Consider the following 19,191-nt stretch of genomic DNA (forward strand, 5'->3'; position numbering starts at 1 on the left):
TAGACAGGACAATAGAGTGCTGGACGTCAACGAATTTGACAAACTGAGGATCGGACTGGCCACCGCCGACGACATCCGTAACTGGAGCTATGGCGAGGTCAAGAAGCCGGAGACCATCAACTACCGTACCCTGAAGCCGGAGAAAGATGGCCTGTTCGGCGAGCAGATCTTCGGACCTACCCGCGATTGGGAATGCGCCTGCGGCAAGTACAAGCGCGTGCGTTTCAAGGGCATCGTCTGCGAACGCTGCGGTGTGGAAGTCACCAAGAGCCGTGTGCGTCGTGAGCGCATGGGCCACATCGAGCTCGCCGCTCCGGTGACCCACATCTGGTTCTTCAAGGGTGTGCCTTCCCGTCTGGGCTACCTGCTGGACATCGCTCCGAAGGATCTGGAGAAGGTCATCTACTTCGCGGCCTACATGGTCACCAAGGTGGACGAGGAACAGCGTCACCAGGACCTGCCGGATCTGCAGCAGGAGTTCGACAACGAAATCGCCAACCTCGAGAAGCGCCGCAATGCCGAAATCGAGGATCGCGCCAAGAAGGTCGAAGCCGATCTGGCCGAGCTCGAGGCCGAAGGAGAGGCCAAGGGTTCCGCCCGCGCCAAGCTGCGCAACAGCGCCGAGCGCGAGATGGCCGCCATCCGTACCCGTTACGACGAGCAGATCCAGCGTCTGAGCGCCGTGTTCGACCGCTTCAAGAACCTGAAGCCGGGCGACATGGAAGGCGACGTCGACCTGTGGCGTGAGATGGAGGATCGCTACGGCGATTACTTCGAAGGCTGCATGGGCGCCGAAGCCATCAAGAAGCGTCTGCAGGACTTCGACCTCGAGGCCGCGGCCAAGCAGCTGCGCGAGGAAATCGACACCGGCACCGGCCAGCGCAAGGCCCGCGCCCTGAAGCGTCTGAAGGTCGTCAACGCGTTCCTGACCACCGGCAACAAGCCGGAGGCCATGGTGCTCGACGTGATTCCGGTCATCCCGCCGGACCTGCGCCCGATGGTGCAGCTCGACGGTGGCCGTTTCGCCACCTCCGATCTCAACGACCTCTACCGTCGTGTGATCAACCGTAACAACCGTCTGAAGCGACTCATCGAGCTGGGCGCCCCGGAGATCATGCTCAACAACGAGAAGCGCATGCTCCAGGAAGCCGTCGACTCCCTGTTCGACAACGGTCGTCGTGGTCGTCCGGTCACCGGCGCATCCAACCGTCCGCTGAAGTCCCTGAGCGACATGCTCAAGGGCAAGCAGGGTCGTTTCCGTCAGAACCTGCTTGGTAAGCGAGTGGATTACTCCGGCCGTTCCGTGATCGTGGTCGGTCCGTCCCTGCGCATGCACCAGTGCGGTCTGCCGAAGCCGATGGCGCTCGAGCTGTTTAAGCCGTTCGTCATCAAGCGTCTCGTGGACCAGGGCTTCGCACAGAACATGAAGAGCGCCAAGCGCCTCGTGGACCGTGCCGATTCCGAAGTGTGGGGCGTGCTTGAAGAGGTCATCTCCGAGCATCCGGTGCTTCTGAACCGTGCGCCTACGCTGCACCGTCTGGGCATCCAGGCCTTCGAGCCGATTCTGGTGGAAGGCAAGGCCATCCACCTGCCGCCGCTTGCCTGCGCCGCATTCAACGCCGACTTCGATGGCGATCAGATGGCAGTCCACCTGCCGCTGTCCGCCGAAGCCCAGGCCGAAGCCCGTTCCCTGATGATGGCTTCCGACAACATCCTGAAGCCGGCTGACGGCCACACCGTGACCATGCCGTCCCAGGACATGATCCTCGGTCTGTACTACCTGACCACCGTCATCGACGGAGCCAAGGGACAGGGCCGCGTGTTCTCCTCGCTGGAAGAGGCCGAAATGGCTCTCGACAAGCATGAGATCGACATGCAGGCCAAGGTGCTCATCCGTCTGCCGAAGGACTTCGTCCTGCCGAAGGATTGGGAGCCGGGCGAGGTCAAGGTCGTCGATCCGGAACCGGGCAGCCCGGACGTGGTCAAGGAGGAGCGTTTCCATGACGGCTCCATCCTGTTCGCCACCTCCTACGGTCGCATCCTGTTCAACGGCACGCTGCCGGTCGACTACCCGTTCGTCAACGAGCAGGCGCCGAAGAAGCGTCTGAGCAAGATCGTTGACGACATCGCGACCCGTTACTCCACCGCGCAGGTGGCAGCCACGCTGGACGCGCTGAAGGATCTGGGCTTCACCCGTGCACCGTGGTCCGGTGTGTCCTTCGCATTCTCCGACGTTATTCAGCCGCCGGAACTCGACGATTACATCGAGAAGTACGAAGGCGAAGCCGACAAGGTCAACGAGAACTACGAAATCGGTATGCTTACCGAAGAGGAACGCCGTCAGGAGCTGGTGGACCTCTGGACCAAGTGCACCAGCGAGGTCTCCGAGGCCGTCGAGAAGCACTTCGACTCCAAGAATAACCTGGCCATCATCGTGCAGTCCGGTGCACGAGGAAACATGATGCAGATCAACCAGATCGCAGGCATGCGAGGCCTGGTGGCAAACCCGAAGGGCGAGATCATTCCTCGACCGGTCAAGTCCAACTACCGTAAGGGCCTGTCCGTGCTGGAATACTTCATCTCCCAGCACGGCGCCCGTAAGGGTCTGGCCGATACCGCACTGCGTACCGCAGAGTCTGGTTACCTGACCCGTCGTCTGGTGGACGTCTCCCAGGACGTGATCGTGCGTGAGGAGGACTGCGGCACCAAGCGTGGTCTGGTCATGAAGGTCGGCGAACGCGATGCCGACGGCAACCTGCATCTGGTCAAGGCCGCCGACGGTGGTCCGTACTCCCGTCTGCTCGCCTCCGATGTCATCGATCCGGCCGACGGTGAGACCGTGCTGTACAAGGCCGGCGACGCCCTGTCCATGGACGTGCTCAACGACCTTGTCGCCCACGGCGTGGAAGAGGTCAAGGCCCGTTCCGTGCTGACCTGCGAATCCAAGCGTGGCGTGTGCGCCAAGTGCTACGGCTGGTCCCTGGCCACCAACAAGCTGGTGGACGTCGGCGAGGCCGTCGGTATCGTGGCCGCGCAGTCCATCGGTGAGCCTGGTACCCAGCTGACGCTGCGTTCCTTCCACTCCGGTGGCGTTGCCTCGGCTTCCGATATCACCCAGGGTCTTCCTCGTGTCACCGAGCTTTTCGAAGCCCGTACCCCGAAGGGCGAGGCCCAGATCACCGAATTCCCGGGCGTGGTCAAGGTGGAGGACACCGAGCGTGGCCGCCAGGTGACCCTGAAGCCGGACGACAGCTCCATCGAGCCGATCGTCTACACGGTGACCCGTCGTGCTCCGATGCTCGTCAAGGATGGCGAGCACGTCGAAGCCGGCACCCAGCTGACCGAAGGCTCCGTCGATCCGAAGAAGATCCTGCGTATCCTCGGCCCGCGCGCCGCACAGGTGAACATCGTGGAAGGCGTGCACACCGTGTACCGCTCCCAGGGCGTGGACATCCACGACAAGCACATCGAGGTCATCGTGCACCAGATGCTGCGTCGTATCACCGTGATCGACTCCGGTGACACCGCCCTGCTTCCGGGCGAGCTCGTGGATCAGGCACGCTTCAAGGCCGCCAACATGGAGGCCGTGAAGAACGGCGGCAAGCCCGCCGCCGGCCGTCCGGAGCTGCTGGGCATCACCAAGGCCTCCCTGGCCACCGATTCCTGGCTGTCCGCCGCATCCTTCCAGGAGACCACCCGCGTGCTCACCGAAGCCGCCCTGAACCAGAAGGTCGATGACCTGAAGGGCCTCAAGGAGAACGTCATCATCGGTAAGCTCATCCCGGCAGGTACCGGCCTCGCCCGTTACCGCAACGCCACGGTGGAGCCCGACAAGGCCATCCGCGACACCATCTACCCGAACTTCGGTCTGGGTGGGGAAGGCGCCGACACCTCCTTCGGCGATGCCGATCTGTCCGATGTGGACTTCTCCAACATCGACTTCGGCGATCTGAAGCTCGGCGACGACTTCAATCCGGATGACTTCCTGAACGACAACGGCGGTCAGATGGATCTGGGTGACACCCTGTGACGCTGATCGTGCGATAGTCGAAAGACGAATCGTCCTACATGGCGAGGGGCGGAATCGACCGTTACTGGTCGGCTCCGCCCCTCGCCATATTTGTTGCGGAAACATGCGGAATCGCAGGCTCCCTAGCTGTATTGCAGGGTGGATATAACGCCGTGAAAATCACGCATATCCCTACAATAGGGATATGAGCTTTCTGCCTTATCCACCGCCACCCGAACCGGGGTGGTATGACGATGACGTCACGGTGATGCCTCAGCCCGCATCCGTGCCATCCTCCGGCGCGGAAGATTCCACCGCCATAGTGCGGCCTCAGTCCGTCGTGCTGGAAATGCCGGCGTTGCAGGACGCGCTTGTGGCGCGAAATGACGATGAGGATATGGATTGGGACGGCACGGTACTGTCCGCCGCATTCACCATGAAGCAGCCCAAGCATGAGTACGTGCTGGATAACGAGCAGACCGGACAGCGGGTGGTCGTGGACAGGAGCGTGCTGTTGGGACGCAAGCCTTCCATGAACGTGCCGGAAGGTGCCAAGGCGGTCAAATTGGACGATCCGACGCGGACCATTTCCCGCAATCACGCGGCGATCAGCTTTGATCGGAACGGCACGCTGTGGATCGAGGACTACGGGTCGCTCAACGGCACGTACATCATCCGCGACGACGTCGAAACCAAGGTGGAGAGTCAGCCTATGGAATTGGATGCGCCGTGCACGGTGCGCATCGGAGACCAGTTCTTCGCATTCTCCGAACGGTAGGCGCGTCCGCGTGCGATGGGAAAAAGGGGTTGCTGCGGAAAAACCCGCGGCAACCCCGCATTCGTATCCGTTGGTTCGGATTCAGTGATTGGTGTCCGACGGAACGGGAACGGCGGAACACTACTGGCGCAGACGGATGGCCGCGTTGATGGCCGAATCGTTCAGCTGTCCAAGCCAGGTGAGCAGTTCCGGATAGATGTTCGGATTGCGGGCGAGGCACGGGCGCAGTTCCGGCACTTCGCTGGCGATACGCGCCATCAGCATCTGGTCCGTGGTGGTCATGGCAAGCTCCGCGGTGATTTCGGCCGGCTCGGCCGGAGCTTCCTGTGGCATGGCGCGCTGCTGCTCGTTCTGTTGCAGGGAGGAGGAATAGTCGGCCACTTCCGACAGGTTCTCGGGATTCGTATACGGGTCGATGTATTCGGTCGAAACATCATTGGCCGAGAGATCAGCATTCCGCATGTGCGGCTGCTGCTCGACGGGCTGCCAATCGACGGAAGCGTTTTCTTCCCGCGGCTGGACGCCTTCCTGCGGGACCGGCCACCCCATCGCCGCAAGCTGTTGACGGGCGCGGTCGTCGCCGAATTCGGCGATCCAACGTTTCAAACCCGGGTATGCGCGCGGATTGGCGACGACGTTCGCGCCGAATTCCGGATTCTCGTAAGCGATCTTGGCCAGAAGTACGGAATCCGCGTTCGGATCCTGCACGGCCGCCACCGCGGTGTCGAAATCGACCATCATATTCTCCTTGTTCCGTGGCCTGATATCCAATCTTATTGAACGATCCCTATTGACTCTATTGAATAGTCCGCAACGTCTGTAGCGTTCCATCCAACACGTCGTAGAGGTCCTCATCATCGCCGATCTTGCTGACGGTCCAATCGCTTCCGGAAGGGGAGTCGGCATGGAGATCCACCACGATGACGGTGATGTTGTCATAGCCGCCGGCATCCAACGCGGCACGTACCAGCATGTTCGCAGCCATCTGCGGATCGGCGTATGCGGCCGCGAGGCCGGCAAGCCGTTCGCGGCTGATCTGCGCGTGCAATCCGTCTGAGCAGATGATGAACCGGCCGTCGGCGCACGCCGCATACCAATCCGGTTGGATGCCCGCGGGAACGCCGACGCACTGCGTGATGATGTTGCGCGGAATGCGGCGGCTCGCCTCGTCGGGCGTCATCTCACCCGAATCGATGATGCTTTGCCGTTCCGAATGATCGCGCGTGATGCAGGTCAGCGAATCCGCCATCCAGTCGCCGCTTGCGTCGGCACGCATATGATAGGTGCGCGAATCTCCCACGTTGACGATGTAGCAACGCTCGTCGGGGGAGCCGGCTCCGTCCTCGACGCGTGTCGGCAGCAGCACGCCGCTGATGGTGGTGCCGGCTATGCCTCCGAGCTCCTCACCCAGCCGCAGCACGTCCTGTTGGGCGAGAAGCAACGTGTTGTCGAGCATGTCGAGATCACGTGTCGGCTGGTCGGCAAGCCGCGCGAATCGTTCGATGACGGCGGAGCTCGCACGTTTGCCGCCCTTGCCGCCACCCATGCCGTCGCATACCACATACACGCCGCGTCCGATGAAAGCGCTGTCCTGATTGTCTTTCCTGCGTAATCCGATATCGCTGCTCAGACCGGCTTCAATGCGTTCGAGACTCATAGCCTTCGTCCTTTCTTCCCAATCCGACGGAAGTGGAACACGCCCGCGAGGGAAAGTCTCGTGCGGCATCTGCGGAGCATCGGCAGCGAATCGAGCATGAATTCGCGCTCTTCGATGACGTCGTGCCAATACCGTTCCACCTGGTTTTGCGAGACCTCGTCCCCGGAGAACGCCGCGTAATCGGCCTGCCTGCCCAAAGCGAGCAGTGTTTCGGCATCGATGCCCATCTGCTTGGAGATGGATGCCGCCTGCTCGTTCCGTGTGCCATGGACGTCAAGACCGCTTTGCCGGGCGAGGGCCGCGATGGCCTGCCATCCCGCGGCGACGCGTTGCGACGCGCTGCCGTGTCTACGCGCCCTCGCCAAGACGATCGCCTTGATGCCGAGCAGCAGTCCGCATACGATGAGCACGGTCCAGGCGGGACTGCCGTAGACGGCGACCTTTTTGGCGATTCTGCCGAAACGCTGCCAGAACAGGTTCGTCGACGTCTCGTCGGCCATGCTTCCGCCGATTGACGATTTGCCTTTGGCCTGGTTGTCGTCTCGCAGCGGATCGGTGAGCGGCACCGGAGGCTGACGCACCAGGGTTCGCGGATTCGGCGGGGTCAGATTCTGATTCTCGTCGGGTATCTTCGTTTCCTTCGGAGTCGGATAGAACGCCACCCAGCCATAGCCGTCCAACTTGACCTCGACCCATGCCGTCATGTCGTTGCCGGTGAATTTCGTGACGGTGGACCTGCCTTGCTTCTCGGTGCGGTCGCTGCTGATATCGCCCTCATCGTTCTTCGGCAGGAAGCCGAGCACCACGCGGCTTGGCAGGCCGAGGCTGCGGGCCATGAGCGCCATCGCGGAAGCATACTGCTCGCTGTCCCCGACCATGGCGTTGCCGGCGAGCAGCTGGTTGATGCGGTAATTGCCGTGGCCGGCGTTGGACGGGTAATCGCCGGCCAATCCGTGCGAGAACCAGCCGGTCTCCTTGAGCTTGTCGGCGAGGGCCTGTGCCGTTTCTCCACCCTTGGATTGGCCGCCCGCGATCGCGGCGGCGAGCTTGTCCACGCAGTCGGGCACGTCATCGGCCTTGGGTTGGCTGATGGAGGAGGCATCCGCTTTGGCGATTTCCTTGTCCGTTGGCACGTTCGGCATGATGCCGGTCTCCGTGTAGGTCAGGCCTTCGGATGTGCGTGAAGGATAGATCGCCGACATGGTGTCGGTGTTGTAATAGAACGAATCCGCGTCCGATGATTCGGCGAATTTCACGCTGGAAGCCGCGCCGGACAACGGCAGCCAATAATCGTTCAAGCCATCGTCGATGGTGAATCGAGCGGTGAACCGCTTGCCTTTGACGGTGTTCTTGATCGAATCGCCGACACGACGGTAATTGGAGGAATCCGTGGCCATGGTGGATTCGGACAGATTCCACACATTGCCGTCGAACCGGTCCATGACCGCCAGACGCACCGACGAGCCGGCCGGCAGATTCCGTACGGTCAGCAGCACGTCGTCCTTGTGGTTCTTGATGTACGAGCGCATGCCGCTCAACGGGCTGATGTAATCGTATGGGCTCAACGGGGGCTCATAGCGGTCGCGCAGGATGGTGCGGTCCTGTCCGATCGCCAGGCATCCGCCGATCGCCAGCGCGGCCGACAGCAGCATGATGATGACGGAGCTGGTCCAGCGGCCCAATTCCAGCAATTTCCAACGCGCGCTGATCCAGACAACCAACGCGATCGCAGTGAACGTGCCGACCACGATGCGATGGAAGCCGGTCGAGGAACCCAGCAATGCGCAGATCACAAGATTCGCGACGACGGGAATGATGGCGATCATGGTGAATCGTCCATCCTCCGCCACCGCGAAAATACCGGTGAGCAGCGCGGCCCACAGGCAGATCGTCCATACTGCCAGCAGCGAGCCATCACCCGTGCCGGTCGGCGGATCGATGGACAACAGATATTTGAACGAGCCGAGCATCTGCATCCAGCCTCGGGTCAGCGTGCGTAACGTCGGAACGACATGGGCGACGGTGGTGTCGTTCAGGAAGATGACGGGGCCGACCACCAGCTGGGCCAAGGCCATGAACAGCATCTGCCACCACAGGCGCAACGTGGGAACGAGTCCGGCGAGCGCGATGAGCGAGCCGATGAGGGTGGCGGGAACCGCCGCGACCGCCCATGCCTGGGCCGATCCGTACACGTCGATGAGGTTGCTGGCCGTGGCGAGCGTGAGGAGTGAGGATACGAGCAGTCCTGCGTATTGCGCCGCGCGGGGGTGGTTGGAATTCGTCGGTGTCTGTGATTTGCCGTTGCGGGACATCCAGATGACCGAATGCGTGGAATCGGCCCACGATCCGGTGGTGGTTCCGGTTTCGGTGAGGTTCGTGGCGTATGCGGATTCCATCGGATTGACGTTTTTCGTTGGATTGGTGGTGCTCATGCCAGCACCTCCATGATCAGGGGGAGGTCGTTGAGGTCTCCCACGGTTGCCAGGGTGAAGTCGGAATAGCGTTTGATGGCGCGGGGCTGGTCGGTCGCGGCCTGCAGCACCACGCAGGTCGCGGAACGGGGCAGTGCGAGCGCCATGCGTTTGATGGAGTCGATGTCCTTGTTCCGGCCGACGGTGAAGAAGTAGAAGGTCGAGTCCGGGGCGTTCGCAAGCGTTTCCTGGGCGAGGTTGGGATTGTCGTCGGGGTTCGGTTCGATGGCGCTGCATCCGTCGAGGAATTCCGTGGTGTTGCGCGGCTTGGCATGCTCGGTTCCGGCCTGTGTGCTTACGGGACGGTGCTGTTGCAGGCATCGCACGCCGATGGAGGCGTGGATGGACACGGCCAATTCGAATTCCCGGGCGTCCGTGTAATCGTCCGGATTGACGCTGATGGTCAGGGCGGTGTCGGTGCGGCGTGTGGCTTCGTATTGGCGGATCATCAGCGAGCCGGTTTTCGCGGAGCTGAGCCAGTGCACGTTGCGCACGTCGTCGCCGGGCTCGTATTCGCGCAGTCCGTAGAAGTCGAGGTCGTCGTCCACGATTTCGCCGCTCGGCTGTCCTTCCAGGTCGCGTGGGATGCCGGCGTTCAGGGTGTTGAGCATGATGGTCTGCGGATGGATGAACACGTTGATCTGGTCGACGAGTTTCTTTTCGTGACGGATCAGTCCGAACGGGTCGCCTTTGCGGATCGACAGGGGGCCGATGGGTAGTACGGCGCGGGAGATGGCGGTGAATTCCACGTTCGTCTGACGCGATTGGCCGGCGGAAAGTGGTGGGATGGCGAACCGTTCGTGGTCATCTCCGATGGGCAGGTCGCCGCGCGCCGAGGCTGTGGGGGTGCGTCCCGGATTGTCCACGTGGACTTCGACCCGCACGGTGTCCGATACGGTGACTCGTTTTTCGGACACGTCGATGGTCGCCTTGAACGATGTGTTGCCGAGCGAGAGGATGACCGCGGCGGCCAGCATGGTGGTGAACACCGCGGCCATGGCCAGCAGTTCGTGCCATCCGAGAAGGCCGAATGCCACGAGCGAGGCGATGGCGAGCGCCATCACGGCCCATCCGAGCGGGGAGACGTATGAGGTGGCCAGCCGTTTGATGCGATGCATGATGCGGTGCAGCGACCGTTTGGGGGTTCGTCTGCGTTGCATTGTCTGCGATTGCCGCATTCCTTGACCTTTCAGGTTGTGTGGGAGCGTATGCCGGGTTTCGGCTGAGGAACGGCCGGTTTCGGCCATAGGATGGCTGGATTCAGATGTTTGCGCCCAGCGTCGGGGCGGGGACTTCCTCAAGGGTCTGCTCGATCATCTGCTCGGGTGTCGTTCCCGCGAAGGTGGCTTCGGCGGTGAGGGTGATGCGGTGTGCCAGGACGGGCACGGCGAGGTCTTTGACGTCGTCCGGCACCACGTAGCCGCGGTTGTCGGAGGCGGCCCATACGCGTGCGCAGCGGGTCAGCGCGAGCGCGCCTCGCATGGAGGATCCGACTTGGATGCGTTCGTTGTGCCGGGTGCTTTCCACCAATCGCACGATGTATTCGAGGATGGTGTCGTCGAGATGCACGTTTTTGCTGATCTCGCGCATGCGCAGTACGTCGTCGCCGCTGAGCACCGGGGATACGGTGGAGGCGCGGTCGGTGACGTTGACCTGTCTCAGGATGTCGACGCTCACGTCATGGCTTGGATAGCCGATGGTGGTTTTGATGAGGAAACGGTCCATCTGCGCTTCCGGAAGCTTGTAGGTGCCGAGTTGCTCGATCGGGTTCTGGGTGGCGATGACCATGAACGGCTGGGGTGTTTCATGGGTGACGCCGTCGACGGTGACTTTCTGCTCCTCCATGACTTCGAGCAGTGCGGACTGGGTTTTCGGCGAGGCGCGGTTGATTTCGTCGGCGAGCACGATGGACGCGAAGATCGGTCCTTCGCGGTATTCGAATTCGCCTGTCTTCTGGTCGTAGAAGGTGACGCCGACCACGTCGGACGGGAGCAGGTCCGGGGTGAATTGGATGCGTTTGAAGGGTATGGCGATGGAGTTGGCGAGGCCTCGGGCCAGCTGGGTTTTGCCGGTTCCCGGGTTGTCTTCGAGCAGGATGTGGCCTCCGACCACCATGGCGGTGGCGCATTGGCGGATCGGCTTCTCCTTGCCGACCACGACCTGGGAGACGTTGCCGACGAGTCTGGAGAACTTCTCATGGAATTCGGCGATGTCCTCGTTTGGTGTGGGCATCATGGCCGTGCTGATGGATGGTTTTCCTCTGAGCGGTGAGTTTCCGGTTTGGCGTGGTGGCTGCTGGCGTGGAGTGGTTGGAACCGTCGGCCGCGTCGGAACCGTCTGATCGGCGGGAAAGACCGGGGAGGTCGGGGAGATGGAAGAAATGGGGGTCTGTCGTGTGGCTTGCCTGGATGGCACGGCCGGCGTGAACTGCCGGCGCGCATCGTTCGCAGATGGCGTCACAGGTTCTGCGGCGATCGGGTTTTGGGCGTTGTGCGCGCTCAGTATGGTGCTTTCCGGGTCTTCGTCATCCTGTGGAATGCGTGGCAGGCTGGGGGTGGGGAACGTCGTTCGTTGTTGCGGTTGCCGCGTCGGCATGGAGGGTTGGGAGGGGACTCGCGGATTGTGCCCGATGGAACCCAGCTGGGTGGTGTCGTCGAATTCGTCGCTCATGGGGTGCTCCTTGTTGTTGTGCTGCGTATGTGAATGCTTGGTTGCTGTGATTTGCGGATTGTTGCGATTGTTGGACTCAGCGTCCCGCGTAGTACGCGAGGCCCTTGGACCATACGGGTTCGGAGCCGCGCCATGCCGCCTGTGTGTTCAGGGATTGCGTTCCGGCGTTGTCCTCGCCCGTTGATGCCGGAGGGTCGGTTTTTCTGGTTCCGTTGATGCCCTGCCGCTCATCGGAGTCGGAATTCAGTTTCGGTTCCCCTGCCGTGGATGTGATGCTGATTTTCCATGAATAGGAATCGGCGACATCCAGCTTGTCGTCGACATGGATGACGTTCGGCGGGGAGCCGATCTCATAGGAACGTCCTTTTTTGTCTTTGGGTGTGATGGTGAGCGTCGCCTTGTACGGTTGTCCGTACGCGTTGACCGCAAGCCCGCTGTAATGCAGGGTGTTCTTTTCATTGTCGTCCCACCAGAGATTCGGCATGGATGTGATTTCGGCCGCCTTTTTGTTGCCTACGGTGCCATCGGATCCGGTCGCGGGTTCACCGACGTGATCGTGGTCTTGGAAATATTGGCGGACTTGAATCTTTCCGCAGCTTTGCCAGGGACTGATGCCGTATGAGAAGTGATTGTCCCTGCCGACGTCCTGTTCGGAACCGCCGTTCACTTGGACGAGGAAACCGCTGTATTTTCCAGTGTCCTTCCAGGAAGCCTCGCAGCCGGTCTGGCTCTTGTCAAGACGCAGCGTGACATCGGTCGGAGTGCCGGGTCTGACACTGGGTTTCAGCGAAGCCCCTTCCGCGGACAGGCTCCCGGACTTGTCCGTCCGCACGGTGATGGTCGGCTTGTACTCGCGGTAGTACCAGCCATCCTCCATGGCGAAGCTGTACGTATAGATATCGTTCCTCCCATAGGGGAGGTCTTTGGTCTTCCCCGCGAATCCCAAGGTGATAGTGCCATATCCGGAGTTACGCGCGTCCCCGAGCTGTCCGGTCACTATGATGTCCGTTCCCTGCTGCTGCGCCGAAACCGTCGGAGCGTCGGGCCTGCCCCACGGTTTGGCCGGGACGGAGGCTTCGGATGGCTGGCTCCAACTCACCTTGTTGTGCGCTTTCACCGTCGCCGTGTATGAATCGCCGTCCGTGATCGTGTTGTTCTCGAAGACGAAGTCGATTCGGGTGGCGTCCGTCAGCTGCTTCGCGGGAGCGTTCCTGCCGGTCAAGGTCACTTCGTAGTTGTCGATGTCGGAGAAATCGCCGGTCGGCGCCTTCCAGGTGACGGTTATCGTGTTGCCGTTCGCTTCGGCCTTCACGTTGGTCGGCGCGGTCGGAATCTTGTCGGGCGTTCCGTCCACAGCGTTGGATTCCTTGGACCATCCGACCTCGTTCCTGGCCTTCACCTTGAACGAATAGGTCTTGCCGTTTTTCAACCCGTCGATGAGGCAGGAGGTCTTCTGCCCGCAGGATTTCTCCCCGGAACCGTCGCCGTTCCACGTCACCTGGTATTCGGTGATCGGACTGCCGTTCGTCGAGCCGGCGGTCCAGCTCAGGTCCACCGCGCCATCCTGTGGGCTTCCGGACACGGGGGACAGCAGGGGCGCGTCCGGCCTGTCCATCACCGAGACACTGATGGTGCCGGTCACTTCGCGTTCCTTCGTCCTGGTGGCGTCGCGCACGGTGACGACCACCTTGTTGGTGCTCGCGCCGATGTCGGAGGCCGCCTTGATGGATATCCTGCCGTTTGGTTGGCAGTCCACCGCCAGCTTCGAGGCGCCGTCGGACGTGCATCCGGTCACGGTCAGCGGGGTTTCGGGGAACGGATTGTACGCGTCGGACAGCAGATCCACCTCGCCTCCGGAACCAGCCTTGATCTTCACGGTCTTCTCGCCGATTCGGGCCAGCGGCCTGTTGGACGCGGTGACGTGCACGGTCACGCCGGCGTTCACGGTTCCCTTCGAATATTTGATGGCGATGGGCACGTTCAGCGTGGTCCCGGGTGCGGCCGTCTTCTCGGCGGATACGGTCAGCTTGCCCGCGGAGCTCACTTTGGCGTCCACGCTGTCGGAATCCGCGCCGCCGGAGTATGCGTACTGCCTCTCATCCTCGTATAGTCCGGACGGCGCATGGGTCAATGCCGTCAGATCGATGGTGGTGGCTTTTTCGCCGGCCACCACGTCGACGGTGGAGGAGGAGAACGTCGGCGGCGGCACCTCGCGTCCGATCACGGTGATGGGGAGCGTGAGCACGGCCGAATTGACGATTTTCACCTTGTCGTCCTTGCCTCGTTTGCCGTCCACCGCGGTGAAGGTGATGGAGGCTGGGCCCGCGTAGTCCTTCGGCGCGGTGAATTTCAGCGTCTGATCGTTGACGTACAGGTCGCCGTCGGCCGCTTTCGTGGCGCTCACCGAATCGGCTCCGTCCACGTATGCGGTCTTGCCCGCGCCCACGCGCACGTAGTCGGCGATGTTGATGGTGATGGATTCGCGCGCGTTCACCTTCAGCACGGGCGCCTTCGGACGCAAGGTCGGCGGGAACACGCCATACGCGGGCACCTGTATGAACGCGGTGGAGGTGATGCCGTACGTCGTGTTGGTGACGGTGTACGGCACGGCCCGCACCTCGTCGGTCAGATCCACGGTGATGGTGGTGGAGCCTTTTCCGCCCTTGACGCGAGCATGGTCGGCCGCGGAAGGGTCGACGCCCACCTCAAGCTCGTCGGCGGTGCCTGAAGGGTTGGCTATCCATTGCGAGACGTCCACGTCCACCGATTTCCTGTCGATGGTGGCGGATGCGGGGACACGGTAATCGTAGGCGGTCGGCGGGTCGATGGGCGCGTCGGCGTCGACGTTCACCGTCAAGGTGGCCGAATCGGACAGTCCGGCCTTGTCCTTGACGGTGTAGACCACGTAGTATGTGCCGTCCTGCCTCGGTGTGGTGAACGACAGCATGTTATCGACGACCTCGACGTCGTCGATGCCTTGCGATTGGACGTCCCTGGACACCGTCAGATCCGTGTTGTCGCCGGAGATGTCGTTCTGCGACACCGGCACGGTGGCCGCGATGTTCGGACGCAGCGTGATCTCGTCGTCGCGCGCGTACACGCCGGAATCGTTGCCGGATTTGAACACGCCCACGCGGATCTGCGCGGTGGCGCGCTGTCCCGTCCAATCCTCCACGGCGTAGGAGAAGGCGTCGGTGCCGGAGGAATCGGCGTATGCCTCATAGACGAGATAGGTGGCGCCCACTTCGGTGATGCGTCCGAGCTTCGGCGCCTTGTTGCCCAAGCCAAGCAGCTGCACGTCATCGCCATCCGGGTCGATGCCGGTGAGGGTGATCGGAATCCGCACCTTCCGTCCGGCCGCGACCTGCGCCTCGACGTCGGAAGGGGTTGGCGCGGCCTTGTTCGACGGGTCCTTACGATGCACGTTGATGGTGATGGTGGCGGAGGCCGCGTTGCCGAGATTGTCCTTCACCGTGTAGGTGACGGGGAAGGAGCCGGTCCGGTCGGTGGCCTGATAGCGCACCGTGTCGCCGGACACGAACACCAGTCCCCTGAACGTGCTCCTGTCATACTGCAGATCGTTCTGCAGGCTCACCGTTGTGCCGTCGGAGTAGGTGACATGGTCGATGACGTCCACGGAGACGACGCCGTCGGTGCGTACCGAAGCGGTGATGTTCTCCGCTTTCGGCGCCGAATTCGACGTGGTCAGCGCCGGCGGCTGCAATACGATGACGCCGGTCGACGATCCGGCCGCGTTGGCCACGGTGTACCTGATTCGCACCGGCTTGGTCGGCACCTGCCGTGCCGTGATGTAGACGCGCTTGTTGCTGACGATGCCGGTTTTGATGCCGTTTTGCGCGTCCGCGGCGACGTTGGTGACCGACAGCACGCCTCCCATCGGATCGACGTCATTGGTCAGCGGCTCCACAATCGCGGTGTTGTCCGCGCCGAGCAGCGCCACGTCGTTCGCCGCGACCGGCTTGGCCGCGTCGCCGGCCACCGCCTGCACCTCCACGCGCGCCAGACCGGTCGTCGGGATGGATCCCTGCGTGATGGTGTAGGGCACGTAGTAGGTGCCGGGATTCGACGCGCTGAACATGATCGACATGTCGGCGGCGTTCATGGTGACGGACGCGCCGGAAGGATTCTCCACCGAAATCAGCTGGGCGGGTTCGACGGAAGTGCCGTGCACGTATGGCTTGAGATCGATGGTGGTGCGGGTGTCGGGCGTGGTCTGTTTGACGACTGGGTCGATCACCGCGGCCATTGTGTTCGCCGGCTTCACCGAGAAATACAGCATGCCGGTGCAGGTCTGCTGGCCGTCTGAGACCAGGACTTCGACGGTCGCCCTGCCGGAAGACATCGAGCCGGCGTTGAACACCAGCTGGCCGTCGGCCCGCGTGGACACGGTCACCTGGTCGGTGTTCTGCGGCGTCGCCGAAACCAGGGTCAACGGATCGCCATCAGGGTCGGAGAAGCTGCCCAAGGCGTTGGTGGTGTACGTGGCTCCCTGCTCCACATCGATTTCCGGAGGAGTGTCGGTCTGCGCGGGCGCCTTGTCATCGTCGTCGGCCAGCGTGAGGGACACGGTGGCGCTGGATGTCTGTCCACGACCGTCGGAGATCTCATAGCTGAAGGAGACGTTGCCGGCGGTGGCCGCCGACGCGTCGAGCTGCAGATACCTGCCGTCGTATATGGGGGAGACGGTGATGTTGGCGCCGTCCGGGGCGCCCACCGAGGTGATACGCAGCACGGAGCAGTCGGTCTGCTCGTCGTTGCGCAGCACGTCCAGGATCTGCTCCGATCCCACGCGCGCGCCGAACGAATCGTCCTCGGCCTTGATCTGGCCCGATTGCGAGGAACAATTCTTGCTGAAGTTGCGCTGGTTGTTGGCGCTGTCGTTGTTCTGCTCCTGCTGTTTCGACTGCTTGGTCTCTATCTTGTTCCATTGGATTTTGATGACTTTGGTGGATTCCTGGGGATTCCACACATTGCCGTTGACCACGTCGTTGAGCACCACCAGACGATGGTTAGTGCGGAGCACGAGCTGCGATGTGGCGTTGACGTCCTCGAGCGATTCGAAACGCGCACCACCGTCACCGGCGGAGCACACCTTGACGTAGTTGTTGGCGTTCTGGGCCCATGCCGCGAACACGCAGCCATTGGTGGACACCGGCTGTGTGGCCTCGCCCTTGCCGCCATTGCGAAGCGTCGCGGCCTTCCTGCTGCGCAGATCGACCATGGCGATGCCGCGCGGCGTCGAAGCGGCCACCCAACCGTCCTGCCTGCCGTCCGTGGAAGGCGCCTGCAATGTCGTCTTGCCCCGCAAACCGATGTCCGCGCTGCCTTCCGGCCAGAAGATCCTGCCTCCGTCGGCCACGACCGGCGTTCCGCCGATCACAGTGAACGATTCGGCGTTGTCCACGCCCTTGATCGTGCCTTCCTTGCCGAGCGTGCCCCGCGGCCCGCCGACGCTGAACACCGTTCCATCAGAAGGACGGTAGCCGTACACGACACCATCGTGCGTCACCGCGATTCTGCCGCCCGACCCCAGTCTCATCTTCGGCACGTCGGTGGTGGGATTCATCGACTTCACCTCGTCGGCCGGCCCCACCCACACGTTGCCGGTCCTGGCATTGATGAATGCCGCGGTGTGACCGCCGATGACGGTTTCGATATCGGATTTGATGGTGGTGCCGCCGCTCTCGCTGACGGTGGATGCTTCGATGTTGCTGGCCTTCGTGCCTTCGGAGAGCACGGTGTCGCCGTCATGCTGGGCCACGTCGAACCGTGCGGTGGTGGAGGCGACGCCGGCGTTGACGTCCCTGTTTTTCACGTTGAAGCGGGCGGCCTTGCGGTCCTTGAGCGAAGTGATCCACACTGTGCCGTCGTCGAGCTGCACGTGCCGTTGCGTCACCGAGCTGACGATGACGGCTCCTGCGACGATGCCGAGCAGCAGAAGCAGCATGACGATTGGTGTGATCCACTGGCGTCCGCCGGACGGACGCAGTCTGCGCAGCATTGATCCGAATCGCAGCCGTCGTTCGTACGACTGCGACGACTGGTTCTCGACGTTCCCATGCTTGCTCATATGCTGGCTCTTCCTCGGCTATGCTCGCGTTCCGCTTGGCTGTTCGGCCGCCATGCGATTCACTGATTGGCTACGCAGGATATCTCAGGTTTTTCGGACATCTGCCGGTTCGCCCGCACCAGACTGACCTGAATGCAAGTCTGCGCCCCATCGGAAGGGTCGATCTCGATATGCGTCGATTTTGTGACGGTGCCTTGCGAATTCGGGTCGCTGTCCGAATCGCCGACCGGCGACCATACGTACGAATCGCCTTGTTCCGGTGAGGGGTTGACCCACGTGAAGCTCACCTTGCCTCCGTCGGGAATGTAGGTTCCCGTAAGATCCCGCACGCTGGGCACGCCGCCCTCGGTGATGGCGGAATCGGGATCATCCCCGGCAGGGTCGCCGACGCCTCGGTTCCGCACCTGCGTGGTGCTGCCGTCGGAGGCCGTGTCCATGTTCGGCGCGACCACGAAGGCGAACGACAGAATCAGCGCGACGAGGGCCGCCGCCACGGACAGGCCGATCGCGACGGGCCTCACCCATGACGGGCGTCGCGTCGGCTGCGGTATGGCATTGCCGGAATCACGCCGGCGATGCGGGTGCCGCGGATAATTCGGCACTCCTTCGATGATGGTCTGCGTCATGTGGCCGTACAGCTCGTATTGCACGTTCTGCAAGGTCCGCGCGAATTCCAGCGCGGAGTAGAAACGATTCTCCGGCGTCTTGTCCAAGGCCTTGCGGAGCGCCCTCTCCACCTGCGGCGGAATGTCCGGCCGGTTGAACTTCGGCAGCGGATCGTTGAGAATGATGGTTTTGAGCCGTTCCGCGCGCTCCTTGCCTTTGGAATCCCCAAGCAGATCGGCATAGAAATACTCGTAGGGAGACCGGCCCGTCAGCGTGGCGAACAGCGTGGCGCCCAGCGAATAGATGTCGGATGCCTCCTTGCCTCCGCCACCCTGGGCGAGCACTTCCGGCGCGGCCCAAGCGATGGTGAAGCCGATGCCGGGACGTCCATAGACGGATACGGCGATGCCGAAATCGGAGAGCAACGGCATGCCCTGCGCGCTGATGAGAATGTTGCTGGGCTTGATGTCACGATGGATGATGCCTCGGCGGTGCGCGGTGAACAGCGCGCTGGCCAGCCTGATGCCCAAGTCGAGCATCTGGTCCACGGTGAGCCTGTCGTGTTCGAGGAACGATTTGTAATTGCCGCCCGGCGCGTATTCGAACACGGTGTAGCCACTGCCCGTGGCGGTCACGCCGTTCGCATAGACGGTGAGAATGTTGGGATGCGAGGAGATCTGCCCCATGAGATCCGCTTCCGAGCGAAAACGTGTGACGGACTGCGAATCGAGCCGGCCCTTGCTGATTTTGATGGCCACCTGGCGGGACGGCGAAAGCTGCTGGTACAGGTACACGTCGGCTTCGGAGCCGGATCCCAAACGCCTGACGAGCGTGTAACCGGGAATTTGAGGGGGAACGCTCCTCGAGGCTTCCATGCTTCTTCCTTCTGTGGATTCCATTCGTCTTTGA

At 62.3% G+C, this 19,191-nt stretch carries 9 protein-coding genes; 2 read left to right on the plus strand and 7 right to left on the minus strand.

What is annotated here, in order from left to right; translation table 11 throughout:
• The first annotated feature begins 16 nt into the window (after window positions 1–16).
• Window positions 17–4,030, plus strand: coding sequence for a DNA-directed RNA polymerase subunit beta' (locus tag AC1ATL_RS08545; RefSeq protein ID WP_432623574.1), 4,014 nt, complete (start codon window positions 17–19; stop codon window positions 4,028–4,030).
• Window positions 4,031–4,214: 184 nt separating this feature from the next.
• Window positions 4,215–4,787, plus strand: a complete 573-nt coding sequence (locus AC1ATL_RS08550; protein ID WP_476569900.1) for an FHA domain-containing protein — start codon at window positions 4,215–4,217, stop codon at window positions 4,785–4,787.
• A gap of 120 nt (window positions 4,788–4,907) precedes the next feature.
• On the opposite strand, the gene AC1ATL_RS08555 is transcribed toward AC1ATL_RS08550, so the two are convergent.
• From AC1ATL_RS08555 to AC1ATL_RS08585, 7 genes are all read right to left on the minus strand, one after another.
• The gene (locus AC1ATL_RS08555; protein ID WP_476569917.1) at window positions 4,908–5,525 is read right to left on the minus strand and encodes a variant leucine-rich repeat-containing protein; all 618 of its coding nucleotides are present in this window, start codon (window positions 5,523–5,525) and stop codon (window positions 4,908–4,910) included.
• A 58-nt stretch (window positions 5,526–5,583) separates the two neighbouring features.
• Entirely contained in the window at window positions 5,584–6,444 is an 861-nt protein-coding gene (locus tag AC1ATL_RS08560; protein ID WP_476569901.1) for a PP2C family protein-serine/threonine phosphatase, read from the minus strand.
• Entirely contained in the window at window positions 6,441–8,840 is a 2,400-nt protein-coding gene (locus tag AC1ATL_RS08565; protein ID WP_432623607.1) for a transglutaminase TgpA family protein, read from the minus strand. The genes AC1ATL_RS08560 and AC1ATL_RS08565 overlap by 4 nt, the downstream gene beginning before the upstream one ends.
• A 32-nt stretch (window positions 8,841–8,872) precedes the next feature.
• On the minus strand, window positions 8,873–10,093 hold the full coding sequence (locus tag AC1ATL_RS08570) for a DUF58 domain-containing protein (RefSeq protein WP_476569902.1): 1,221 nt from the start codon (window positions 10,091–10,093) through the stop codon (window positions 8,873–8,875).
• 82 nt (window positions 10,094–10,175) lie between these two features.
• Window positions 10,176–11,510 (minus strand): AAA family ATPase, encoded by a 1,335-nt coding sequence (locus AC1ATL_RS08575; protein ID WP_476569918.1) that lies wholly within the window; start codon window positions 11,508–11,510, stop codon window positions 10,176–10,178.
• Window positions 11,511–11,661: 151 nt separating this feature from the next.
• Window positions 11,662–17,676, minus strand: coding sequence for an Ig-like domain-containing protein (locus AC1ATL_RS08580; protein WP_476569903.1), 6,015 nt, complete (start codon window positions 17,674–17,676; stop codon window positions 11,662–11,664).
• A gap of 59 nt (window positions 17,677–17,735) precedes the next feature.
• A complete protein-coding gene (locus AC1ATL_RS08585; RefSeq protein WP_476569904.1) occupies window positions 17,736–19,157 on the minus strand; it encodes a serine/threonine-protein kinase in 1,422 nt (473 codons plus the stop codon).
• Between the last annotated feature and the right edge of the window lie 34 nt (window positions 19,158–19,191).

This window comes from Bifidobacterium sp. LH_743 (genome assembly GCF_056355775.1).